Source organism: Nocardia sp. NPDC003999 (assembly GCF_053604885.1).
This window is the reverse complement of the sequence record NZ_JBSGIB010000019.1, coordinates 26,203-48,791: the sequence shown is the minus strand read 5'-3', so window position 1 is coordinate 48,791 and position 22,589 is coordinate 26,203. Positions and strand designations below refer to the sequence as shown.

Sequence of the window (22,589 nt, the reverse complement as noted above, 5' to 3'; positions counted from 1 at the left end):
CGTTCCCATCGGGGCGCATACCCGGCCCGGCGGCAGGGAAACCGCTACTACATCGGGTACAGGCTGTGCTTGCGCGGGTTGTGTTCGGCAGCCGCCTCTTTGTCCCGCAGGAGCTGCAGCGCGTGCCGTATTTCCAGCCGGGTCCGGGAAGGTTCGATGACGGCGTCGATGTATCCGCGTTCCGCCGCGATCCACGGCGTCGCCACGGTAGCGTTGTACTGGTCGATCATGAACTCTCGTACGGCTGCGCGCTGCTCCTCCGGCACCTGTGACAGCTGACGCCTGCCCGCGATGTCGACCGCGCTCTCCGCACCGATCACCGCGATGCGGGCGGTGGGCCAGGCGAGGCTGATGTCGGCGCCGAGTTGCTTGCACGCCATGAAGCCGTACGCGCCGCCGTAGGACTTGCGCACCACCACGTTGATGATGGGCACGGTCGCCTCGATGATCGCGCGGAACACGCGACCGCCGCGGACGATGACACCGTTGCGCTCCTCCTCCACGCCGGGGAGCACGCCGGGAGTGTCGACCACGAACACCAGGGGAATGCCGAAGGCATTGCACAGCCTGATGAAATGCGTTGCCTTGTCAGAGCATTTCGCGTCGACCGCGCCGCCGAGAACCAGCGGCTGGTTGGCGACGACACCCACGCTGCGGCCGTCCACGCGCGTGAAGCCGGTGATCAGATTCGCCGCGGTGGCCGAACGGATCTCGTGGAAATCGCCGTCGTCGAAGATGCGCAGCAGGATCTCGTGCATGTCGTATCCCTCGCGGTCGGAGTCCGGGATGATCGACTCGAGCTCGAGATCGGTGGCGGTGATCTCGGGTTCCAGACCCGGGTTCACGATCGGCGCCTGCTCCAAGCAGCTCGACGGCAGGTAACTCAGGTATTTGCGGGCCCAGTCGAACGCCTCCTGCTCGGTGGCGGTCACGTGATGGATCGTGCCGTTGCGCGCCTGCACGTGGGCGCCGCCCAACTCCTCCGCGGTCACGTCCTCGCCGGTCACCGTCTTGATCACCTCGGGTCCGGTGACGAACATGTAGGAGTTCTCGGTAGCGACGAGCACGTCGGTGTTCACCGGGCCGTACACCGAACCGGCGGCGCACTTGCCGAGCATGATGGAGACCTGCGGAACGAACCCGGACAGCCGTTCCTGGCGTCGGCTCATGTGCGCGAACCAGGCCAGCGAAGTCACCGCGTCCTGGATCCGGGCGCCACCGGAATCGTTGATCGCCACCACCGGGCACGCCTTCTCGAAGGCGAACTTCAGGATGTGGGCGACCTTCCGGCCGAACATCTCGCCGACCGAGCCGCCGTAGACCGTCTGGTCGTGCGCGATGACCACGACCGGCCGCCCGTCGATGCGACCGTGCCCGGTGACCACTCCGTCGCCGTACTTCGCGTCCGGCGCTCCCGGCGTGCGCGCGAGTGCGCCGATCTCGACGAACGTTCCCGGGTCGAGCAGCGATCGCACCCGCTCGCGGGCGCTGGGGATGCCTTTGTTCTGTCGTTTCGCGATGCCGGACGCACCGGCAGGCTCCTCGGCGATCGCGAGGGTGCCCCGCAACTGCTCCAACTTCTCGCGCGTGCCGACCATCCGAAACTGCCTCTCGACCTCACTGGCTGTTGCGCAGACGATAGGGGGCTGGACGGCGAACGCCGTGGCGCCGAGTCGATTACTGGGTAGCTCACAACGCGCGGACGGCCGCGTTGGCACGGTGCCCTATGGATCGGCCCGGCATCGCGTGGGCGATCTCCGCCGTGATCCGACCGGGTCCGAGACTTCCCTTGCGAGCTGGCAGGATTCGGTGCATGAGTTTCACCGGGGACGATGTCCGGGCCTTCGCGCTGTCGCTACCGGAGACATCCGAACAATTCACCTGGGGGATGCCGACCTTCCGGGTCGCGGGCAAGCTGTTCCTCACCCTTCCCGAGTCCGAGACCTCGATGGCGGTCCGCTGCCCCATCGCCGACCGCGACGAACTCGTCGTCGCCGAACCGGACAAGTTCTGGATCGCCGCGCACGAAGCAGGCAACGCCTGGGTCCGTGCGCGGCTGACCGCCCTCGACGACCGGGAGGAACTCGAAGCCATCGTGCACGACTCGTGGCGGCAGGCCGCACCACGGCATCTGCTCGACGACGCCGGGTGACCTGCTCGACGCCCCGGCGTCAGCGTGCGCGGCGGCGGCGTGGCCGTGGCGCGAGTTTCAGACCGAAGAGCAGATCGGTATTGCGGACCGGTGTCGATTGTTCCGACTTCCGGAGCAGTCCCGCTTCGCGGATCCAGCTGTGATGCCAGTGGTACAGATCCGGCAGCGTCACCTCGCACGCCGCGGCGAGCCTGCGGAGGCGGAAACCCGCTCCGCCGATGGCGCCGGCGAACAGCTTGGTGTTCGGTGTGGGGCGTGATTCCTGGTGGACGCGGGCTTCGTACAGCAGAGGCCGCGCCGACGGCGGAATCACCCACACGTACAGGTCCGGAGCGTGGGTGTAACCGATCGGGCCGTTGAAGATCAGCGCGTCCGCGGCGAGCGCGACGCAGGGGATCGCGTTGAGTTCCATCGCGGTGGCGCCGGTGAAGAGCGCGGTGACGATCGCCGCCGCGTCCACCGGATCGGCGGTCCTGGCCCGGACCCGGGCGACCAGGTCGTCATCGATCGGGACCGTCGTCAGCCCCGGCCCGACCGAGTAGGCCAGGTCCGGCGGCAGATCCAGGCGCATCCCGTGCAGCAGGAACGCCGCTTGGGCGCCGCGCAGGCGCGTGATCGTGTGCCCGCGGCTGGGGCTGTCGGCGACGAGGCCGCCGAGGAATCGGTACAGGCTCAGAATGTCGTTCCACTCGTCCACCAAACCGGCGCCCTGCTGGAAGCGGTCCGGCACGCTGAGGCGAGGTTGCAGCACCGAGAGCATGTATTCGGCCAGGCCTGCCCCGCGCGGCCCCAGCCAGCTGCCGACGCCGTTCTGGTTCAGGTCGTGCCTGCACGATCGCCCGGTGTGTTCGGCCAGCCACCGGCAGGCCAGCTGGATCCCGTCGGCGTAGACGGCGTCGATGCGCGCGAATTCTTCCGGTGGCAGGCTCCGGTAGGCATCGGCCCGGAAAGTGGTGACGTCCCCGTCGGAGATCTGCGGCAGCAGCCCGCCTCCGGCCGCTTCGGGAAGCGTGATGATGCGGGACTGCCGGTGGTTGATCTCGCCGTACCCCACGTGCCTGGTCGGTGGCTCAGGGCCATCGATCCGGGTGGTCGGCGGATCAGGGACATCTATGCGCGTGGTCGGCGGGTCGGGAACATCGACGCGTGTGGTGGTCGGGTCGGATACATCGACGTGGGCGGTCGGCGGGTCGGGAACCTCGACGTGGGCGGTCGGCCGCTCGGGTACATCGATGCGTCTGGTGGGCGCGGACGCACTGCGGCGGTCCTCCAGCCACCGCCACAGGTCCTCCTCCGGCACGCCCATCCGCTGCGAGCTCGATCGCACCTGGTCGGCGGAGAGTTCGTTGTGTTCGTCGAGCTGAGCCAACCTCTCCAGCTCGGACGGACGCAGCGTGGGCACGCTTGCGTCGGCCACAGCCACAACCTCCCGGATTACTGAACCGGTGCATCACACGGGTTCGCGACATCAGTTGCAGAGCATTCGATCACGTACCCGCCGGTAAGGCGGGGAATTCAACCGAGTTTCGGATGTTGTCTACGTCACCGACAACTTCTCCCTCTAGCGAAATCGTCGCGTGCGGAATGCATTCTGCCTAGTCATCATGTCTGTCGGCAGCCGCGACGGAAATACGTGAGCGCTGCCGACATCCGGAAAACCTAGGTGGTTTTGTCTACAGCGCTGGACACCGCCATTTCGGCATACGCCCGATCGCCGACGGCGTCGGCACGGGAACCGCGCGCCACGCCCGCGCACGCCACGACCACCAGGCCGATACCCGACCACTGCGCCGCCCGCATCTGCTCGCCGAGCAACAGCAGCCCGACGCCCGCGGCCACCACGGGTTCCAAACTCATCATGACGCCGAACACCGCGGGCGTGATCCGGCGCAAGGCCGCCATCTCGATGGCATGCGGCAGCAGCGACGAGAGCACGGCCAACGCCGCCGTGGCCGCCAGGAACACCGGATCCGTCAGCGCCACAGCGTCATTCGCGATCACCACCGGCACGGCGAGCAGTCCGCCGAGGCCCATGGCCAACGCCAGTCCGTCGTGTCCGGCGGTGTGCCTGCCCACCACGGCGCTGCACGCGATGTAAGCGCCCCATCCCGCACCGGCTGCCGCCGCGAACAGCACCCCGCTCCACGAGACCGGCCCTTCGCTGTCGACCAGCAGCAGAACGCCCGCTCCGGCGAGCGTCACCCACAGCGCGTCGCGGGTGCGCCGCGACCCGATCATGGCGACGGCGAGCGGACCGATGAAGTCGATCGTCACCGCCATGCCCAGCGGGATGCGGTCCAGGGCCGCATAGAAGCACAGGTTCATGCCCGCGATGGCCACGCCGAGCCCGGCGACCGGCAGCAGGGCCCTGCGCTCGAGCCGCGGCGACGGCCGCCACAGCAGCACGGCGAACACGCCCGCGAGCATGATCCGGCCGCACGCGACCGTTACCGGCGACGCGAGTGTGAACAGGTGCTTGGCGATGACCGCGCCGAGCTGGATGCTGACCATCGCGGCGACCACGAGCACCGGGGTGGGCACACCTCCGCGCGGCGGGATCAGCCGCGGCGCGAATCGTAGGGAGGCGTCCTCGGCGGGACTGATGACCACGTAGTACTCCGTTCCTGAACACGCCTGTACCCGGGGCGGCGCGCGTTGTCGGACGCCGGCGGATCCGCTGCACGGCCCGACTCGGCGCGTCGATTGATCTGTGGCAGAGCGGTTGTCGGCTGCGTCAGCGCCGAACAGACGTGGACACGCACCGGTCGGGCACCCGCGCTGGGACGTAACGAGCCGACGGCTCCGAATTTGCGGTCGCCACAGATATCCGTCGAATTGTGCGGCGAGAGCCGAACAAATCGGACAAACGTGACCGGCTTCGGTGATTTGCGCGCTGCGCGCACCCCTGCTTCACAGCGGAGAACGTAAATGCGCCGAGCAACGAACAGTGAGCCGATCGATTGCCGGAATCCAGAAACAATGTTGCGAAATGCGTCCCGCGCTGTGGACTGCGGCACAAGGTACAGCGGTGATCGATCAATGCGCCCTTCGTCCGCCCGCCGGCGGCAGCACGCGACAGCGTCTGCTCCGGCCGGAAGGCGGGCAGCGCCACTAGCCGGGACGCCCGTCGTGACCTGATCGAGAGCGAATTCTCAGCGTTCACACAACGGACTCTCGCCAAGTCCAAATACTGATGCGGTGTCCTTGAAGGGTGCTGGTCGGCAGCACTCAGAGCCCAGCTACGAGGAGACCAGTTCGTGTTTACCGGTACCACCGCGAGCATGCCGCGGATCCAGACACCGCGGCTGGGCGGAACGACCGGCGCTTCGGCCAGTCGGCGCGCGTCACGGTCGATCAACGCCGACGCGGTGGCGATCGAGACCGACGCCGTGACCGGAGCGACGGCGTACGTCGTCGCCGACGGCGTCGGAGATCATCTGCTCGGAGCCCGCGCGGCACGCACGGTCGCCGCCGCGGCGGCGCGCTCCGCCGCCGCCGACGGAGCGCGCGCGGGAATTCTCGCGGCCCAGGAGGAACTCCTGCGCGAGGTCCCGGAGCCTTCGGCCGACAGCGTGCTCGTGGTCGCGGTGCTTCCGGCCGCCGATCAACCCGATGGCCCCTGCGAGGTGGCGTGGGTCGGCGACTGTCGCGCGTATCGGTGGAACGGGCGAGTGTTGCACCAGATCACGACGGACCACACCGTCGCCGAGCTGTACCGCACCCGCGGGCTCGCCTCCACCCCGCGAATGGATCATCTGGTCACCACCTCGGCGCGCACCGTGCGGCCGGACGCGATCGGATACGCCGCCACCGGCTCGAGCACGGGCAGACTGCTGCTGAGCACCGACGGCGTACACAAGCCACTCGGCATAGCCGCGGTCAAAGCCATCCTCGCGCGGGGCGACGCGGCTCCCACGATCGCGAACACTTTGGTGGATGCCGCCCTCCTGGCCGGTGGAAGGGACAACGCCACCGCACTGGTCGTGGACCTGCCTTTCCGGCCGGGGGGCACCCACGGTGGGTGATTCCGGGACCGTTCGCGACGCGCGGAACAAATGTCGAAATGCTATGAATCGACGTCGTCGGGGCGCAGTATGTCGCTGTGGAGCTGACAGCCGTGCGCATCGACAAACCGGATGATCTCAACGTCGTCATCGGACAGTCCCATTTCATCAAGACCGTCGAAGACCTGCACGAGGCGCTGGTCGGAGTCGGTCCGCACCTGCGCTTCGGGCTGGCGTTCTGCGAGGCCTCCGGACCGCGCCTGGTCCGCCGCTCCGGCAACGACGACGCACTCGTCGAGCTCGCCACCAAGAACGCGGTCGACATCGGTGCGGGACACTCGTTCATCGTCTTTCTCCGCGAGGGCTACCCCGTCAACGTGCTGAACGCCGTGCAGCAGGTCCCGGAGGTCTGCGGAATCTACTGCGCCACAGCCAATCCCGTCGAGGTTCTGATCGCGGAAACCGAACTCGGCAGAGGAATCATCGGAGTGATCGACGGTTCGCCGCCGCTCGGCGTGGAAGATGCCGACGACCAGGCGGCCCGGAAGCAGCTGTTGCGTCAGATCGGCTACAAACTGTAGGACCGCTGCCCCGCCGGTTCGTACGGCGCGCACCGATGGTCGGCGCACCGGCTGGGCCCGGAATCCCGCAAGCGATCCGGGCCCGCGCCGGATACCTCAGCCGAGTTCCGCCAGTTGCGGGACGGCAGGCGCCATGCCGTCGATCCATGCCGCCGGTGAGCCTGTGGTCGGAGTGACGATGGCCGTCTCGATGCCGAGTTCGGCGTAGTCGGCCATCTGCCGGACGAATTCGTCGCGGTTTTCCGGGCTCGGCCGCGGGTTGTTGGCGATGATCGTCTTACGGATCTCGTCATAGTCGCGGCCGACGTCATCACAATGCCTGCGCAGCACGTCGAGTTTGTGCTCGACGTCCCCGGGCGAGGAGCCGAACAGATTGCAGGCGTCGCCGTACTGCGCGACCAACCGCAGCGTCTTGCGCTCTCCCCCGCCGCCGACGAGCACCTTCGGCCGGTTGATGGGCTGCGGCGAGCACAGCGTCTCGGCCAGCTGGTAGTACTTCCCGTCGAACGGCCCGTTGTCCTGCGGGTCCCACATCTGGCGGCAGATGCGCAGCGTCTCCTCCAGCCGCTCGAACCGTTCGGCGGTCGGCGGGTACGGCACACCGAGCCCGCGGTGCTCGCGCTCGAACCACGCGGCGCCGATCCCGAGGACCGCCCGGCCGCCCGAGAGGACGTCGAGGGTGGTGACGATCTTGGCGAGCAGACCGGGGTGACGGTAGGTCACGCCGGTGACGAGCAGTCCGAGGTCGATGCGCGAAGTGTGCGCGGCCAGATAGCCGAGGGTCGTGTACCCCTCCAGCATGTTCGCCTCCGCGGGCAGGCCGGTCGGCTCTATCTGGAAGTAGTGGTCCATGAACGACAGCCACGTCGCGCCGGATTCTTCCGCCGCCGCGCCCACCCTTGCCAGCTCACCGGCGATGGCGGTGGTGCCACCGTCGATATCGAAGATTGGTATGTGAAAACCGAGCTCCATGAAGTGATCCCTTCTGCTGGACAACCCTGTATGAGCGCACCCTAAGCGCTGGAGTGCGCTCCAGGTCAAGCAGCGGATCGATCGGGTGGTCAACCTGCGACCGGGTGCGGATACGGGCTGTGCATCGACAGCCAGCGGATGTCGAGATCCCGTTCGAGGTAGTCCATGCGCTTGTCCCAGAACGCCCGCATGTGCGGCAGGGCCAAATGACGATCGAGATCTTCCTTGGACCGCCATACCTCGTAGAAGACGAACATGCCCGGCCGGTCCTTGTCCTCGTGGAAGTGATACTCCAACGAACCTTCTTCGGCGCGCGTGGGCTCGACGAAGGACAACAGCAACTCACGCAGTTCCGCCGCGCGCTCCGGTTTGGGGTGGGCGAAACCGACGAGGACGTAGGGCGCGTGATCAGGTACGAGATTCCTCATACCTCGGACGCTAGCGGCCACTGAGGTACGATGCAAGACGTACCTATGGAGGAGGTTCGCCGTGCCCGGCAGCGATCAGCCCGCACCGGAGGAGATGGAACTCGGTTCGGTGTTCGCCGCGCTCGCCGATCGGCATCGCCGCCAGGTGATCCTCACGCTCCTCGCCGAGCCCGACGGCACCGAGCGCCATTGCAGTTCGTTCGGCCTCCCGGTATCGAAAGCGACACTCACACATCACTTTCGGATTCTTCGCCAGGCCGGGCTGATCCGTCAGGTCGATCGCGGCAACAGCAATATGGCCCAGCTACGCAGAGCCGAACTCCAGCACCGATTCCCCGGCTTGATCGAGTTGCTCCGCGCGGAAATCCCGGACCAGAGACGCAAGCGCTGCCATCCCGCCCCATAGGCCGAGCCACGAGGGCCGTCGCCACACTCGATCAGCTCGCGCGCTCGAAATCGCCGGGCCGCCAAGTCTGGTCGAACGCCGCTTCCTCGGGTCCGTAGATGCGCAGATAGGCGAACCATCCGCGGCCGGGGACGGTTTGCAGCCAGCGGGTCTCGTCGCCGTCAGGAGGAATGGGGCCGAAGTGCAGCCGCACGGGGCCGTCGGGCGGGAGGTCGCACAACTCGAACAGCGACCGGAGGGCGGCCTTGCCCTGGTCGGCCTGGATCTGCGAGCGAGTCTGCGCGTCGTAGACCGTCACGGACCAGAACAGCCCGGCCGGCACCGGCCGCGGTATATCGAGGGTATAAGTGGCACTACCGTCCAAGTAATCCCCTCGCCCGTCCCGCATGGCGAGCCAATACAGCGATCCGCCGCCCACCTGCCGCCGGAACATGGCCGGTGAGGCGATGATCGCTTGGGCGAACCACCGGTCGCGCGCTTCGAGGTCGAGACCGGAGGCGGTCCGGAAGTCGCCGTTGTCGGCGACCAGTCCCACCCATTCCCAGCGACGGTCCGGCCAGGCCATGCGGTCCGGCCGGCCACTGGCGAACGCGGAGACGAGCAATTGACCGCGCCCGGTCCGCGCCGCGGCCGTCAACAGCGCCGCGGACCGGCGGTCGGGCGCGAACCGAACGCCTCGCTCGAGACCGATCGCCCCGAGCAGCCCATACATCGGCAAGAACTCCGGCACCACCGGTTCCGTCTCGAGAATCCCGTGCAGCACCCGCCAGTAAGAGATGTCGGCTTCCCAGCACAAACAGGTGGAGTCCATAGCCAACTCGGTGGTGTCGATGATGTCCAGCACCGCGCCCGCCTCCTCGAGCGGGTGCACCCGGACCGCCCGCAGCGCATCCATCGCCTCGGCCAGGTCGCCACCGAGCGGCAGCGCGCGCACGGCGAGCAGCACTTTGAAGGACGCGGATCGCCCGACGTGCGCCCGATCCGGCAGCGCCCCCGCGTAGCCGGGAGGAACGATGACGTAAGTGCCGCCCTGCCCTCGGTCGGGCCCTGGAATGCCGAGATCGGTGATCCACCGTTGATGATGATCGTCGACCAGGCCGATGTACGGTCCCGGCGGAAGCTCGACCACCATCGGCCCCGCCGACAGATCCAGCACCGCGGCGCCATACGGGGTATCGGAATTCAGAGTGAACCCGATATGCCGCGGCCCGGTAGAGGCGATTCCGACCGCGCGGTTGTCGTTCAGTCCGATCTCCCTGTTGCCGTTGAAGATTCCTTCCATCGACACGGTCGGATACCAGAACCGGTACGCGACCACGGCGCGCTGGAACACGCTGTCGTCCCATGCCCGAGTCGCGGAAGACTCGATCGGATAGCCATTCGCGAACTCGTACCGGTTGTCCACCATCGCCGGGGCCGTCATTTCCTGGACGGTGCCACCGCCGCACCGGGCCGACATCACCCGAAGCGGGTGAAAGACTTGCCGTGCAGCCGGATCGCCAGTGCGCGGGGTCGGTCAGACCGCGGCCTCAGGACGGTCGGACAAGCCGAGGCGCAGGTGTTCGCTGTGGTAGATCGCCTCGTCCAGCAGTTGGGCGACGTGGTTGTCGTAGAGGCTGTAGACGATGCTGCGGCCGGTGCGAGTGCCCGTGACCAGACCCAGATTGCGCAGCAGCCGAAGCTGGTGGGAGACGGCGGACTGTTCCATGCCGATGGCATCGGCCAGCGCGCTCACCGGCAGCGGCCCTTGGCGCAGTTCGGTAAGGATCATCAAGCGGCTCGGTGTGGCCAGCGCCTGCAACGTGGTCGCCACATGGGTGGCCGATTCGGGATCCAAGCGCACGGCAGGGCGGTCCCTGCCTTCGACGCCGTGTCCCATGACTGAACAGCATACTCTAGGAACAAATGAAGACATGTTCATGTGTTCTGGTATGGTTCGGGCCGTCTGTCCGTTGCTGTTCTGGAGGTGACCCGTGGCCGCGCCGACGCTCGCGCCGACTCGTCCGACTCCGCCATCCGGTCGCGTGCCCGTGCGCCGGACCCGGCTGTTCACCCTGCCCGAAGCCCGTTGGGCCGCAGTGGCCGTGGTCTTCTTCTGCGCCGGGCTGGCGGTGCAGCTGACCGATGGCCCCCAGTGGCTGCGCTGGGGCATGTACCTGGCCTGCTACGCCGCGGGCGGCTGGGAACCCGGGTGGGCCGGCTTACAGGCTCTCCGCGACAAGACGCTCGACGTCGACCTGCTCATGGTCGCCGCGGCGATCGGAGCGGCGACCATCGGCCAGATCACCGACGGCGCGTTGCTGATCGTCATCTTCGCGACCTCCGGCGCCCTGGAAGCGCTGGCCACCGCCCGGACCGAGGACTCGGTGCGCGGACTGCTCGACCTCACACCCGACACCGCGACCCGGGTCGCGCGCGACGGCGAGGAAGAGACGGTCCACGCCACCGAACTGCGCGTCGGAGACGTCCTCGTGGTGCGGCCCGGGGAGCGGATCGCCGCGGACGCGACCGTCCTCGCCGGCGGCAGTGAGGTCGATCAGGCCACCATCACCGGCGAACCGTTGCCGGTGAACAAAATCCAGGGCGACGAGGTGTACGCGGGCACCCTCAACGGCACGGGGGCCCTGCGCATCCGCGTCGCGCGCCGCGCGCGGGACTCCGTGGTAGCGCGCATCGCGGCCCTGGTCGAGCAGGCGGCCCGAACCAAAGCGCGCACCCAGCTTTTCATCGAGAAGGTGGAACAGCGCTACTCCGTCGGCATGGTCGCGGTCACCCTCGCGGTGTTCGCCATCCCGCTGCTGCTCGGTGACAACGTGCGGCGAGCGCTGCTGCGAGCGATGACGTTCATGATCGTCGCCTCCCCCTGCGCGGTGGTGCTGGCCACCATGCCGCCCCTGCTGGCGGCCGTCGCCAACGCGGGGCGTCACGGTGTCCTGGTCAAATCCGCGGTGGTCATGGAAAAGCTCGGCGCCACCACGCACGTCGCCTTCGACAAGACCGGCACCCTGACCCGCGGCATCCCGGAACTCGCCGAGATCCGCTGCCTGGACCAACGATTCACCGACGCCGAGGTGCTTCGGCTCGCCGCCGCGGCCGAGCACCCGAGCGAGCACCCCCTCGCGGCGGCGATCGTGCGCGCGGCCCGCACCCGAGAGCTGCGGCTGCCCGAGGTCACCGAATTCACGGCCCACCCAGGTCGCGGCGTGACCGCCCGTGTCGGTGACCGTCTCATCGGCGTCGGCTCCCCCGCCGCGTGGGAACCCACCCGCGACGCCCACACAACTGTCGACGCCTTCCACGCGAGCGGCTACACCGCCGTGGTCGTGACCTGCGAGCACGAACCGATCGGAGTGCTCGCATTGACCGACCAGCTCCGGCCCGAAGCGGTGGCGGCCGTGCGCGCGACGACCGCGCTGACCGGCAGCGCGCCGATACTGCTGACCGGCGACAACACCGCCACCGCCGATCGGCTCGCCGAATGTGTCGGCATCACCGACGTCCGGGCGGAACTGCTGCCCGACGACAAGATGATCGCGGTGCGCGAGTTGCAAGCCGGCGGGCGGAAACTGACCGTGGTCGGCGACGGCATCAACGATGCCCCTGCGCTCGCCGCGGCCGAGGTCGGCATCGCCATGGGCGGCGCCGGATCCGACCTGACCCTGCGGACCGCGGACGCCGTCGTCGTGCGCGACGACCTGACCACGATCCCGGCGGTGATCGCGTTGTCCCGGCAGGCGCGACGGGTGGTGATCGCCAACTTGGCCATCGCCGCCACCTGCATCGGCGTGCTGGTGGTCTGGGACCTCGCCGGGACCCTGCCGCTCCCCCTCGGCGTCGCCGGGCACGAGGGATCCACCGTCCTCGTCGGGCTCAACGGGCTACGCCTGCTCCGCCGGGGTGCGTGGGAGCGAGCTGCCGGATCACGGGAGTGACAGCGACCTCCGTCGCAGTGCGGAAACGAATCCCGCACTGCGACAGCGCGTCCGGCTAGTCGGCGCGAACCTCGCCGCGGTCCCCGCTCCACAGCGTGTGGAACTTGCCTTCGGCGTCCACCCGCTCGTAGGTGTGCGCACCGAAGAAATCACGCTGCCCCTGGGTGAGCGCGGCCGGGAGACGCTCGGCGCGCAGGGCGTCGTAGTAGGACAGCGACGAAGCGAACGCGGGCACCGGAATGCCGAGCAGCGTCGCGGTGGCCACGACGCGGCGCCAGCTGTCGATGGCCGTCTCGATCGCCTCACGGAAGTACGGTGCGAGAAGCAAGCTCGGCAGCGCCGGGTTCTCGTCGTAGGCGTCCTTGATCCGGTTGAGGAACCGGGCGCGGATGATGCAGCCGCCACGCCAGATCGTCGCGAGATCACCCGGGCGCAAGTTCCAGTCGTATTCGGCGCTGCCCGCGGCGATCTGGTCGAAGCCCTGCGCGTAGGCGACCACCTTCGAGGCGTAGAGCGCCTGCCGGATGTCCTCGGTGAACCGCTCCACGTCGGTGGGCTTGTCGGCCAGCCGTCCGGAAGCCAGACCCCGCGCGGCCTTTCGCTGCTCGCGAGAACCGGACAGCGCCCGCGCGAACACCGCTTCGGCGATTCCGGTCACCGGCACGCCGAGGTCGAGCGCGGACTTCACCGTCCAGCGCCCGGTGCCCTTCTGCTCCGCCGCGTCGACGATCACGTCGACCAGCGGCTTGCCCGTCTTCGCGTCGACCTGGTTCAGCACCTCGGCGGTGATCTCGACCAGGTAGCTCTCCAGGTCGCCGGAGTTCCACTGGGTGAACACGTCCGCGATCTGTTTGGCGTCGAAACCGAGCGCGTCGCGGAACAGGTGGTAGGCCTCACCGATCAACTGCATGTCGGCGTACTCGATGCCGTTGTGCACCATCTTGACGAAATGTCCGGAGCCGTCCGGGCCGATGTGGGTGCAGCAGGGCGTTCCGTCGACCTTCGCCGCGATGGATTCCAGCAGCGGCCCGAGCGAGTCGTAGGACTCCTTGGGGCCGCCGGGCATGATCGCGGGGCCGTTGAGGGCGCCCTCCTCGCCCCCGGAGATCCCCGCTCCGACGAAGTTCAGCCCGCGCTCGCGCATCGCGGCTTCCCGCCGAATGGTGTCGGTGTAGAGGGCGTTTCCACCATCGATGATGATGTCGCCCGGCTCCATCGCGTCCGCGAGTTCCTCGATGACCGCGTCGGTCGCGGCGCCTGCCTTCACCATGATGAGCACCCGGCGCGGCTTCTCCAGCGCGGCGACGAACTCCTCGATCGTTTCGGTCCGCACGAAGTCGCCGTCGTCGCCGTGGGCCTCGAGCAGTGCGTCGGTCTTGGCGATGCTGCGGTTGTGCAGCGCAACGGTATAGCCGTTCCTGGCGAAGTTCCGTGCGATGTTGCTACCCATGACCGCCAGACCGGTGACCCCGATCTGTGCGCGCGCTGTAGAGGTCGGCATCAATCAGCTCTCTTCGTTCGGCAGGGCGGCGCGTCCGCGCGAAGCTGTTCGGCGGCGGCATCGTGGCGTCCGTTCCACGACGCTTCAGACCTTACCCACCCCGCCGGTGCGGGCTCGGAGCGCATCACGAGCCGCTCACGTGACCATACGGGCGTCGGCGCGTACGCGACTTCACGTCCCGGCAGGCACGGGACCGGAGACCAACCGGTCACGAATCTCGGCGAACGCGTCGGCCAACTGGTGGATGCCCGGCGTCTCCACGGGAAAATGCCCCGCCGCGTCGAGCACGACCAGGCGTTTGGGAGCGGCGATCCGATCGAAGAACGACTGGCTCAGCGCCAAGGGCGTCCACCGATCGGCGCCGGGGTGAACCAGCCATACGGGGCAGGACGTGAAATCCTCCGGTTCGAGACCGGGATCGGACCGCAGATAGGTTCGCAGGAATCCCAGTGGCATCCAGGCGCCACCGCCGTGGGGATCGGCCGAGACGACCCGGGTCAGCTCGGGATCGTTCGATATCGCGGACATATTCGCGAGCAACCGCATCGGGATTCGCAGATCGTCGATCGCGGGCACCAGCAACCGTGTTCCGTACCGACCCAGCCACGGGCGACGGGCGACCGCCGCGCGAACTCGCGCCAGCCGTGGGTCGAGCAGACAAGTGGCCGCGAGCGCGTCCACCATGCCGGTGCGGGCCGCCACCGTGTACGCCAGCATCCCGCCCACGCTCGCCCCCACCAGCACCAACGGCCGCGAATCCGCCGCCTTGACCGCACGGACCAGATCGTCGACGCAGTCCACCCAGTCCGCATACCGGATCGCGCGGGACGACGGGACGCGGGTGTGGCCGTAGCCGGGCAGGTCGGGGACCCGCACGTCGAAACCGCGCGCCGCCGCCAGCGCCGCGAACGGCCACATCGCCGCGGCATGACCACCGGCGCCGTGGATCAAGATCATCCGAACGTCCGCGTCCGGCCGGTGGACCCGTTCGATGTGGACTTGATGGCCGCGCCACGACCAAGTGCTCGACTGGGGCCGAAAATCCCAGCTCCGGCGTAGGTCATCGGGGAGAAAGGCGTGGTAAGAAGCGTGCATGTGACAATAATTCGAGCAATCCTCGGTTTTGCCAACTCGACTTCAGGACGCCATGTCGACACCCAGGAAAATCCCGCGCCAGCAGCGGTCGGAGTTCACCTTCGACGCGATCCTCGACGCCGCTGCTCGACTTTTCCAGCAGCACGGTTACGCCGCGACGACGACCAACAAGATCGCCGAACTCGCCGGCGTCTCCATCGGCACCCTCTATCACTACGTCCCCGACAAGGACGCACTGCTCTACTCACTCGCCGAACGGCACCTGCGGCACGCTTCCCAGGCGCTGCTGGAAACGGCCGGGCGCCTGCGTGCCGAACAGCCGCCTCTGGTCGACACCATCCGGCAACTGGTCGTCGCCGTGACGCGGTTGCACACGGCTCAACCGGAGATGCACCGGCTGCTCTTCGATCAGGCCCCTCGCACCGCCGCGGGTGTCGAACGCCTCCGACAACTCGAACGGGTCCTCGCCGACGAAGTGGAATTCCATCTGCGCCGCCTCGAGGTCGGCGGCGACGACCCGGGGTTGACGGCGTTGCTGCTCGTACAGGCGGTGGAGGCGCAGATCCACGGCGCGGTCCTCGATCCGCCGCCCGGCCGCACCGCCGACGAATGCGGCCGGGCGATCATCGATCTCTGGACCCGGGCGCTCACGCCGCCCGCCGACCCCGGCCGGGCGGCGGCCGAGTCATCGCGAATCGGCCACCAGTGATCCGGCGCCGAGACCGCCCGCGATCAGCGCATCCGCTCCCCGGTCACCGTAAGCGATGCGCTCGAGCAGATCCAGCGCCTCGCCGACCTTGTGCAACTCACCCGTCCGCAAACTCTCCGACAACGCTTGCGCCAGCGCGTCGTTCGCGGACGCTTGATGTCCGCACACCCACGCGCGGCCTTCGTCGGTGAGAGTCAGATTCACCCGGCGTCCGTCGTTCGGGTCGCGCACACCGATGATCAGACCCTGGTCGCGCAAGCCGTCGACCACGTTGCGCATCGTCTGCGGCCGCAGCATCTCCAGCCGCGCCAAGTCGACCGCGGCCATGGCGCCGTATCGGTGCAGCCGTCCCAGGACCGCCCACTGCGTCGCGGACAGCCGCCGTTCGTCGGGATCTCTCCGGGCGCGCCGCAGGATGACGGTCGTCGCAATGCGCAGCCGGGCCGCGATGGTGGACAGTGCTGTGGCGTCCGCGGTGTCAGCGCTCACGGGCGGGCTCCCTCTGCTTACCTGGTGGGACAACGATCCCCGGGCTGGTGATAGCTGCGGGAAGCCTACTCGACAGTAGGACATCGGCGTGGCCCGTGACGAAATCGTCATACGGACCGGTGGCCGCGACAGATCCCCACGGCCCACCAGCTATCGGGTCGACCCCGGGGGGCGGCCCGATAGCTGGTACGGACCGCCCGATGCGCGACACTGACCGCGATGGGCACACAGGCGAACAGCGGACAACCACGGCGGAGACCACCGCATCGACGCGAGATGATCCTGGCCGCCGCGGTCGACGCCTTCACGCACGGCGGCTATTACGGCACGACGATGGCCGACATCGCGGCTGCGGTGGGCATCTCGGCGACGGCGTTGTATCGACACTTCCGCAACAAACAGCAACTTTTGGGCCAATGCCTGCTGGTCGGCCTCGACGACACCTTGAACCGGCTGGACGCCGCATATCGCGCCGATGACTCCGGCGGCGCGGTAACGGCCGAGTTGGTCCGGGTCGCGCTGGAGTTGCGCGGCCTGCCGCGGCTGTGGCAACTGGAGTTCCGCAATCTGACCGCCGCCGACAAGACCGCGGTGCTCGTCCGCGCCGCACGGCTCACCCGCTACCTACGACACACGATCCACTTACGCCGACCCGAACTGAGCACGGCCGATGTCGAATTGCTGAGCTGGTGCGTGCTGTCGATCGCGGTCAGCCCCTCCTATCACCGCGCCGAGTTGCCCGCGCCGGCCGCCGCTCAAGTGCTCGACGCCGCCGTCGCGGCGGTGATCACGACCCGGATGCCCGAACACCCGAACGGCCACGCGCCGAGCCGGCCACCGCGCACCGAGATCGGCAACACCGCACTGGACCGAGCGCTGCGCTCGGAGCGAATGCTCGCCGAGGCGGCGCGGCTGTTCAGCACCCGCGGTTACGCCGCGGTGGGCATCGAGGACATCGGTGCGGCCGTCGGCGTCACCGGACCCGCCCTGTATCACCATTTCTCCAGCAAGGCGGAGTTGCTGGACCAGATCGTCCGGCGCCAGGACGAGTGGCTCCGACTGCTGCTCGCCCGGGCGATCGCAGAGGGACGCAGCGCCGAGGAGTCCCTGCGCTCGCTCATGCGCAGCTTCGCGCAATTGGGCGTCGACGAACCCGACCTCTTGGCGATCACGGTCAGCGAGACCCGGCATCTTCCTGGCGACGGGGTGCAGCGCTACCGGAGGGTGCGCCTCGACGGCATCGCCCAGTGGGCCCGCATGCTGCAGGCGGTGCGGCCGGATCTATCCGCGCCCGTCGCGCGGGTGCTCAGCCGCGCGATCGTCACCGTCGTCATCGATGCCGTACGCAATCCCCGCTTCCGGCGGCGCGCCGATCTCGTCGACGTCCTCGTAGCCATCGGGGAGCGGATCGAAACGGCGGGAAATCCCGGCCGCACCCCCTCGCAGTGATTTATACCACTTAGCGAGCATTAACTTAGCTGCGCCAATTACGTGCTAGCAGCGGATTGAATGCCGTTGGACATCCGACCATCTACTTAGTCGTTATTAACATAAGATTGCTTTCGCGTCATCGGTGCCGCACAGTGTGCCGTGGGTGAGCACCTATCCGTGCGCCCGCCGAATCCCTCGCCGGTACACCGGCCGTTTCTCGAAAGGCCCTGGCTCGTGAGCCATTACAAGAGCAACGTGCGTGACCTCGAGTTCAATTTGTTCGAGGTGTACGGACTCGACGACATCCTGCGGACCGGAGCGTTCGGGGACCTGGACGGCGACACCGTGCGATCGATGCTGGCGGAGGCCGCGCGCCTAGCCGAAGGGCCGGTCGCCGAACCGTATGCCGAAACCGACCGCAACCCGCCGGTTTTCGATCCGGCCACCCACTCGGTCAGCCTGCCGGAGTCGTTCAAGAAGGCGGTGCGCGCCTGGTACGACGCCGAATGGTGGCGCGTCGGCAAGTCCGAGGCGGTCGGCGGAGTACCCGCCCCCTCGATGGTCAGCTGGGCCATCAGCGAATTCGTGCTCGGGGCGCAGCCCGCGGCCTACATGTATCTGACCGGGCCGATGATGGCCCACATCATCGACGGCATCGGCACCGAGCAGCAGCGGCGCTGGGCGCGATTCATCACCGAACTCAACTGGGGCGCCACCATGGTGCTGACCGAGCCCGACGCCGGTTCCGACGTCGGCGCCGGTCGCACCAAGGCGATCGAGCAGGAAGACGGCACCTGGCACATCGAGGGCGTGAAGCGGTTCATCACCTCCGCCGACGCCGACGACCTGTTCGGCAACATCGCCCACCTGGTGCTGGCTCGCCCCGAGGGCGCGGGACCGGGCACCAAGGGCCTGTCGCTGTTCTTCGTACCGAAGTTCCACTTCGACCACGAGACCGGTGAGCTGGGCGACCGCAACGGCGTCTTCGTCACCAACGTCGAGCACAAGATGGGCCTGAAAGCGTCCGCCACCTGTGAGCTCACCTTCGGCGGCCACGGCATCCCGGCCAAGGGCTGGCTGGTCGGCGAGGTGCACAACGGCATCGCGCAGATGTTCCACGTCATCGAGGAAGCTCGGATGATGGTGGGCACCAAGGCCATCGCCACCTTGTCGACCGGCTACCTCAATGCCCTCGAATACGCGAAGAGCCGGGTGCAGGGCAGCGATCTGACCCAGATGGCGGACAAGTCCGCACCGAAGGTGACCATCACCCGGCACCCCGACGTGCGCCGGTCGCTGATGATGCAGAAGGCCTACGCCGAAGGCCTGCGCGCGGTATACCTGTACACCGCCGGTCACCAGAACGACGTTGTCGCGCAGCACATCTCGGGGGCGGATGCCGAGCTGGCCGCGCGGGTCAACGACCTGCTGCTTCCGATCGTCAAGGGCGTCGGCTCGGAGCGGGCCTACCAGTACCTGACCGAGTCGCTGCAGACCCTGGGCGGTTCGGGCTTCCTGCAGGACTACCCGATCGAGCAGTACATCCGCGACGCGAAGATCGACTCGCTGTACGAGGGCACCACCGCGATCCAGGCGCAGGACTTCTTCTTCCGCAAGATCGCCCGCGATCGCGGCGTCGCGCTCGCGCACATCGCGGGCAAGATCCGGGACACGGCGCAATCCGGCGTGGGCAACGGCAGGCTCAAGACCGAGAAGGTGCTGCTGGCCACCGCGCTGGAGGATGTCCAGGACATGGCGGGCCGATTCACTCAGCACCTGATCGCCGCCCAGCAGCAACCCACCGAGTTGTACAAGATCGGACTGAATTCCGTCCGGTTCCTGCTCGCCGTCGGCGATCTCCTCATCGCCTGGCGTCTGATCGTCGCCGCCGAGATCGCCGCCGCGGCCTTGGATGCCGAGCCGGGCGGCGGAGACCGCGCTTTCTATGAGGGCAAGATCGCCGTCGCGTCGTTCTTCGCCAAAACTGTCCTGCCGCACCTCAGCGCGGAATGGTCGGTCATCTCCGACGTCGACATCAGCGTCATGGATCTCGACGAAGCCGCGTTCTGACACCCTCGGCGATCACCGTCGCACCGGCCGCCGCATCCGACGATGCGGCGGCCGGTCGGCTTCCGCCACTGACAGTCGCGCCCGCGTCGTCTAGCATTTGACTCACGTCGCGATAGCGGATGGGCGAGGAACCGATATCGGACGCTCCGGTGGCGTCGACTTCCGACGATGAGGACCCACCCGGCTCCGCGGCAGTACTTGATTGCGCAGTGCCACCGCGGCACCGCTCGTCGACGCAGTGGCATCGCACGCGTTCATTCGGACAACCAGGCTGGCGGTGTCCAGTCCATCCGCAGGACGGAGGGCGGGTAGATGTCACTGGAAGAATACAAACGGGGAACGGCTTTTCCCGGAATCATCGGGCGAACGACGGATGTGTCGAAACCCGCATGGCCGCAACCGGTACGGGCGGCTCCCGGCGCACCGAACTTGGTGTTCATCGTGCTCGACGACACCGGATTCGGACAGCTCGGGTGTTACGGCAGTCCCATTTCCACGCCGCATTTCGACGCGTTGGCCGCAGGCGGACTGCTGTACAACAATATGCACACCACCGCGTTGTGCTCACCGTCGCGTTCCTGTCTCATCACCGGGCGTAATCATCACGCCAACGCCATGGCGGGCATCACGGAGATCGCCACCGGGTATCCGGGCTACAACGGCAACATCCCATTCGAGAACGGATTCCTCTCGGAGATGCTGTTACAGCGCGGCTACAACACCTACATGGTCGGCAAATGGCATCTGGTGCCGTCGGAGCAGGAATCCGCCGCAGGCCCCTACGATCGTTGGCCGCTCGGGCGGGGCTTCGAGCGGTTCTACGGCTTCCTCGGCGGCGACACCAGCCAGTGGTATCCGGATCTGGTCCACGACAACCATCAGGTCGAGCCGCCCGCCACCCCGGAAGACGGCTACCACCTGACCGCCGATCTGGTGGACAAGGCGATCTCCTTCATCGCCGGTGCCAAACAGGTCGCTCCGGACAAGCCGTTCTTCTTGAACTTCTGCACCGGCGCCACACACGCGCCGCACCACGTGCCGAGGGAGTGGGCGGACCGTTACCGCGGCCGATTCGACGGCGGCTGGGACGCCTATCGCGAATACACGTTCGACCGGCAGCGCGAGCTCGGTGTCGTACCACCGGACGCGCGGCTTTCCCGCCGTGATCCGGATGTGCCCGAATGGGCCGCGCTGTCCGCCGACGCACGCCGCCTGGCGGCACGAATGATGGAGGTCTACGCCGGATTCCTCACCCACACAGACCACCACATCGGACGACTGCTCGACTTCCTCGACCAGATCGGGGAGCTCGACAACACCCTGCTCATGCTCGTGTCCGACAACGGCGCCAGTCCGGAGGGCGGGGTCACCGGAACCACGAACGAACTGCAATTCTTCAACAACGCCCCGGAACCGATCGAGGACAGCCTGCGCGCCATCGACGAGCTGGGCGGTCCGACCACGTTCAACCACTATCCGTGGGGTTGGACCTGGGCGGGCAATACTCCCTTCCGGCGGTGGAAGCGCGAAACCTACCGCGGCGGCGTCAGCGATCCCTTCCTGGTCCACTGGCCTCGGGGCATCACCGCACAGGGCGAGATCCGAACCCAGTACGCGCACCTGATCGACGTCGTTCCCACCGTTCTCGACGCTTTCGGCCTCGAACCGCCGGTCACCATCAGGGGCGTATCCCAGTCCCCCTTGCACGGTGTCGGTTTCGCCCACACTTTCGACGATTCCACCGCCGCGACCCGGCACCACACGCAGTACTTCGAAATGCTCGGCCACCGAGCCATCGACCACGACGGCTGGCGGGCCGTGTGCCCCTGGCCGGGTCCGTCCTTCGCCGAAGCGGACCGGCCGTTCGGCACGCCGATCACGGCCGATGACCTCGGCCGGCTCGACGCCGACGATTGGGAGCTCTACCACGTCGCCGAGGACTTCGCCGAGACCCGTGACCTCGCCGCTGAACGTCGAGACAAGCTCAACGAGATGATCGCCCTGTGGTATGTGGAAGCAGGCCGCTACGACGTGCTGCCGATCGACGGCAGCGGATTGCAACGCCTGCTCGCCGAGCGCCCGCAGATCACGCCCGCGCAGACCCGATACACCCTGCGCCCGGACACCGAGACGCTGCCTGCGGCCGTCTCGCCGCGGGTGCTGAACCGCCCGCACAGCGTCACCGCCGAAGTGGAGATCCCGTCCGGCGGCGCCGAGGGCGTCTTGCTGTGCCAGGGCACCAATGCCGGAGGCTGGACCTTCTTCGTCGCAGACGGCCACTTGCACTACGCCCACAACTACGTGCGGCGCACCGTGCACCGCGTCGCCTCGACACGAACCATCCCGGAAGGCCGCCACGAATTGCGCTTCGAGTTCGAACCCACCGGCGCACCGGATTTCGGCAACGGCAAGGGCACCCCTGGCACCGCCCGGCTCTACATCGACCGCAGCCCGGCAGGCGAAGCCGATTTCCCGTTCATCACGCCGGTCGCGTTCAACCCCGGTGGGATGACCTGCGGCGCCAACCCGGGCTCCGCGGTGGTGCCCGACTACCGGCCGCCCTTCCGGTTCACCGGCACGTTGCGCACGGTCGTCGTGGATCTGTCCGGAGAACTGACGACGGACGCCAAGAGCGAGATGCGCATGCACATGGCTCGGCAGTAACCGACACCGTGCCCGCCGCGCTTTCTAGCACCCGGGTCGTCGCCACACCCGCGACCGTGGGATCCGGCTGTTCTCGACAGCGCGCGGGAAGGCGGCGATCCGGCACGGGAACAGCCTGGGAGAGTATCCGCAGGCTGGACCCGTGCCGAGATGGA

General features: G+C 67.8%; 19 protein-coding genes. 9 read left to right on the top strand and 10 right to left on the bottom strand.

The features are described 5' to 3' along the window. Nucleotides 1–47 precede the first annotated feature (47 nt). Nucleotides 48–1,598, bottom strand: a complete 1,551-nt coding sequence (locus tag ACWESM_RS28560; protein ID WP_355075377.1) for an acyl-CoA carboxylase subunit beta — start codon at nt 1,596–1,598, stop codon at nt 48–50. A 215-nt stretch (nt 1,599–1,813) separates the two neighbouring features. Here ACWESM_RS28560 and ACWESM_RS28555 point away from each other — a divergent pair, with 215 nt between their 5' ends. After that, nucleotides 1,814–2,152, top strand: a complete 339-nt coding sequence (locus tag ACWESM_RS28555) for an MmcQ/YjbR family DNA-binding protein (RefSeq protein WP_355075375.1) — start codon at nt 1,814–1,816, stop codon at nt 2,150–2,152. A 19-nt stretch (nt 2,153–2,171) separates the two neighbouring features. On the opposite strand, the gene ACWESM_RS28550 is transcribed toward ACWESM_RS28555, so the two are convergent. Together ACWESM_RS28550 and ACWESM_RS28545 are read right to left on the bottom strand one after the other, a co-directional pair. Further along, nucleotides 2,172–3,569, bottom strand: a complete 1,398-nt coding sequence (locus ACWESM_RS28550) for a superantigen-like protein SSL4 (RefSeq protein ID WP_364436865.1) — start codon at nt 3,567–3,569, stop codon at nt 2,172–2,174. Between the two features lie 242 nt (nt 3,570–3,811). Beyond that, nucleotides 3,812–4,762, bottom strand: coding sequence for an EamA family transporter (locus ACWESM_RS28545; protein ID WP_452494347.1), 951 nt, complete (start codon nt 4,760–4,762; stop codon nt 3,812–3,814). 647 nt (nt 4,763–5,409) lie between these two features. On the opposite strand from ACWESM_RS28545, the gene ACWESM_RS28540 reads away from it, so the two are divergent. Beyond that, nucleotides 5,410–6,177: a PP2C family protein-serine/threonine phosphatase gene (locus ACWESM_RS28540; protein ID WP_452494345.1), complete on the top strand. Its 768-nt coding sequence runs from the start codon at nt 5,410–5,412 to the stop codon at nt 6,175–6,177. Between the two features lie 77 nt (nt 6,178–6,254). After that, nucleotides 6,255–6,737 carry an adenosine-specific kinase gene (locus ACWESM_RS28535; protein WP_355075368.1) on the top strand — a complete coding sequence of 161 codons (483 nt, stop codon included), beginning with the start codon at nt 6,255–6,257 and terminating at the stop codon, nt 6,735–6,737. A 96-nt stretch (nt 6,738–6,833) separates the two neighbouring features. Here the strand turns inward: ACWESM_RS28535 and ACWESM_RS28530 are convergent, their stop codons facing one another. Then, nucleotides 6,834–7,709 (bottom strand): LLM class F420-dependent oxidoreductase, encoded by an 876-nt coding sequence (locus tag ACWESM_RS28530; RefSeq protein ID WP_355075366.1) that lies wholly within the window; start codon nt 7,707–7,709, stop codon nt 6,834–6,836. 89 nt (nt 7,710–7,798) lie between these two features. Continuing rightward, complete coding sequence (locus ACWESM_RS28525) at nt 7,799–8,137, bottom strand: putative quinol monooxygenase (RefSeq protein WP_452494342.1); 339 nt, start codon at nt 8,135–8,137, stop codon at nt 7,799–7,801. A 61-nt stretch (nt 8,138–8,198) separates the two neighbouring features. Here ACWESM_RS28525 and ACWESM_RS28520 point away from each other — a divergent pair, with 61 nt between their 5' ends. After that, entirely contained in the window at nt 8,199–8,543 is a 345-nt protein-coding gene (locus ACWESM_RS28520; RefSeq protein WP_452494341.1) for an ArsR/SmtB family transcription factor, read from the top strand. A gap of 31 nt (nt 8,544–8,574) precedes the next feature. Here the strand turns inward: ACWESM_RS28520 and ACWESM_RS28515 are convergent, their stop codons facing one another. Continuing rightward, nucleotides 8,575–9,966, bottom strand: a complete 1,392-nt coding sequence (locus ACWESM_RS28515) for a DUF1214 domain-containing protein (RefSeq protein WP_452494339.1) — start codon at nt 9,964–9,966, stop codon at nt 8,575–8,577. A gap of 93 nt (nt 9,967–10,059) precedes the next feature. Beyond that, the gene (locus ACWESM_RS28510; RefSeq protein WP_355075358.1) at nt 10,060–10,422 is read right to left on the bottom strand and encodes an ArsR/SmtB family transcription factor; all 363 of its coding nucleotides are present in this window, start codon (nt 10,420–10,422) and stop codon (nt 10,060–10,062) included. A gap of 94 nt (nt 10,423–10,516) precedes the next feature. On the opposite strand from ACWESM_RS28510, the gene ACWESM_RS28505 reads away from it, so the two are divergent. Continuing rightward, nucleotides 10,517–12,475, top strand: coding sequence for a heavy metal translocating P-type ATPase (locus ACWESM_RS28505; protein WP_452494336.1), 1,959 nt, complete (start codon nt 10,517–10,519; stop codon nt 12,473–12,475). 55 nt (nt 12,476–12,530) lie between these two features. Here ACWESM_RS28505 and gndA read toward each other — a convergent pair whose 3' ends face one another. Beyond that, nucleotides 12,531–13,976, bottom strand: coding sequence for an NADP-dependent phosphogluconate dehydrogenase (gene gndA, locus ACWESM_RS28500; RefSeq protein ID WP_364432393.1), 1,446 nt, complete (start codon nt 13,974–13,976; stop codon nt 12,531–12,533). A gap of 171 nt (nt 13,977–14,147) precedes the next feature. After that, complete coding sequence (locus ACWESM_RS28495) at nt 14,148–14,933, bottom strand: alpha/beta hydrolase (RefSeq protein WP_355075352.1); 786 nt, start codon at nt 14,931–14,933, stop codon at nt 14,148–14,150. Nucleotides 14,934–15,123: 190 nt separating this feature from the next. Here ACWESM_RS28495 and ACWESM_RS28490 point away from each other — a divergent pair, with 190 nt between their 5' ends. After that, on the top strand, nt 15,124–15,780 hold the full coding sequence (locus ACWESM_RS28490) for a TetR/AcrR family transcriptional regulator (protein ID WP_356965770.1): 657 nt from the start codon (nt 15,124–15,126) through the stop codon (nt 15,778–15,780). Here ACWESM_RS28490 and ACWESM_RS28485 read toward each other — a convergent pair. Beyond that, on the bottom strand, nt 15,757–16,269 hold the full coding sequence (locus tag ACWESM_RS28485) for a MarR family winged helix-turn-helix transcriptional regulator (protein ID WP_355075348.1): 513 nt from the start codon (nt 16,267–16,269) through the stop codon (nt 15,757–15,759). The two genes, ACWESM_RS28490 and ACWESM_RS28485, sit on opposite strands and share 24 nt — an antisense overlap. A 219-nt stretch (nt 16,270–16,488) precedes the next feature. Between ACWESM_RS28485 and ACWESM_RS28480 the strand changes: the two genes are divergently transcribed. The 3 genes from ACWESM_RS28480 (at nt 16,489) to ACWESM_RS28470 (ending at nt 22,434) form a co-directional block, all read left to right on the top strand. Then, the gene (locus tag ACWESM_RS28480) at nt 16,489–17,718 is read left to right on the top strand and encodes a TetR/AcrR family transcriptional regulator (protein ID WP_355075346.1); all 1,230 of its coding nucleotides are present in this window, start codon (nt 16,489–16,491) and stop codon (nt 17,716–17,718) included. 216 nt (nt 17,719–17,934) lie between these two features. Then, nucleotides 17,935–19,770, top strand: coding sequence for an acyl-CoA dehydrogenase (locus tag ACWESM_RS28475; RefSeq protein ID WP_355075344.1), 1,836 nt, complete (start codon nt 17,935–17,937; stop codon nt 19,768–19,770). Nucleotides 19,771–20,082: 312 nt separating this feature from the next. Continuing rightward, nucleotides 20,083–22,434, top strand: a complete 2,352-nt coding sequence (locus ACWESM_RS28470) for an arylsulfatase (RefSeq protein ID WP_452494332.1) — start codon at nt 20,083–20,085, stop codon at nt 22,432–22,434. Nucleotides 22,435–22,589: the final 155 nt, after the last annotated feature.

What these genes read in the sequence shown, in the direction of transcription:
- ACWESM_RS28560 (WP_355075377.1), bottom strand. Translation starts at nt 1,598, where the DNA reads ATGGTCGGCACGCGCGAGAAGTTGGAGCAGTTGCGGGGCACCCTCGCG.
- ACWESM_RS28555 (WP_355075375.1), top strand. Translation starts at nt 1,814, where the DNA reads ATGAGTTTCACCGGGGACGATGTCCGGGCCTTCGCGCTGTCGCTACCG.
- ACWESM_RS28530 (WP_355075366.1), bottom strand. Translation starts at nt 7,709, where the DNA reads ATGGAGCTCGGTTTTCACATACCAATCTTCGATATCGACGGTGGCACC.
- ACWESM_RS28525 (WP_452494342.1), bottom strand. Translation starts at nt 8,137, where the DNA reads ATGAGGAATCTCGTACCTGATCACGCGCCCTACGTCCTCGTCGGTTTC.
- ACWESM_RS28515 (WP_452494339.1), bottom strand. Translation starts at nt 9,966, where the DNA reads ATGACGGCCCCGGCGATGGTGGACAACCGGTACGAGTTCGCGAATGGC.
- ACWESM_RS28510 (WP_355075358.1), bottom strand. Translation starts at nt 10,422, where the DNA reads ATGGGACACGGCGTCGAAGGCAGGGACCGCCCTGCCGTGCGCTTGGAT.
- gndA (WP_364432393.1), bottom strand. Translation starts at nt 13,976, where the DNA reads ATGCCGACCTCTACAGCGCGCGCACAGATCGGGGTCACCGGTCTGGCG.
- ACWESM_RS28495 (WP_355075352.1), bottom strand. Translation starts at nt 14,933, where the DNA reads ATGATCTTGATCCACGGCGCCGGTGGTCATGCCGCGGCGATGTGGCCG.
- ACWESM_RS28490 (WP_356965770.1), top strand. Translation starts at nt 15,124, where the DNA reads ATGTCGACACCCAGGAAAATCCCGCGCCAGCAGCGGTCGGAGTTCACC.
- ACWESM_RS28480 (WP_355075346.1), top strand. Translation starts at nt 16,489, where the DNA reads ATGGGCACACAGGCGAACAGCGGACAACCACGGCGGAGACCACCGCAT.
- ACWESM_RS28470 (WP_452494332.1), top strand. Translation starts at nt 20,083, where the DNA reads ATGTCACTGGAAGAATACAAACGGGGAACGGCTTTTCCCGGAATCATC.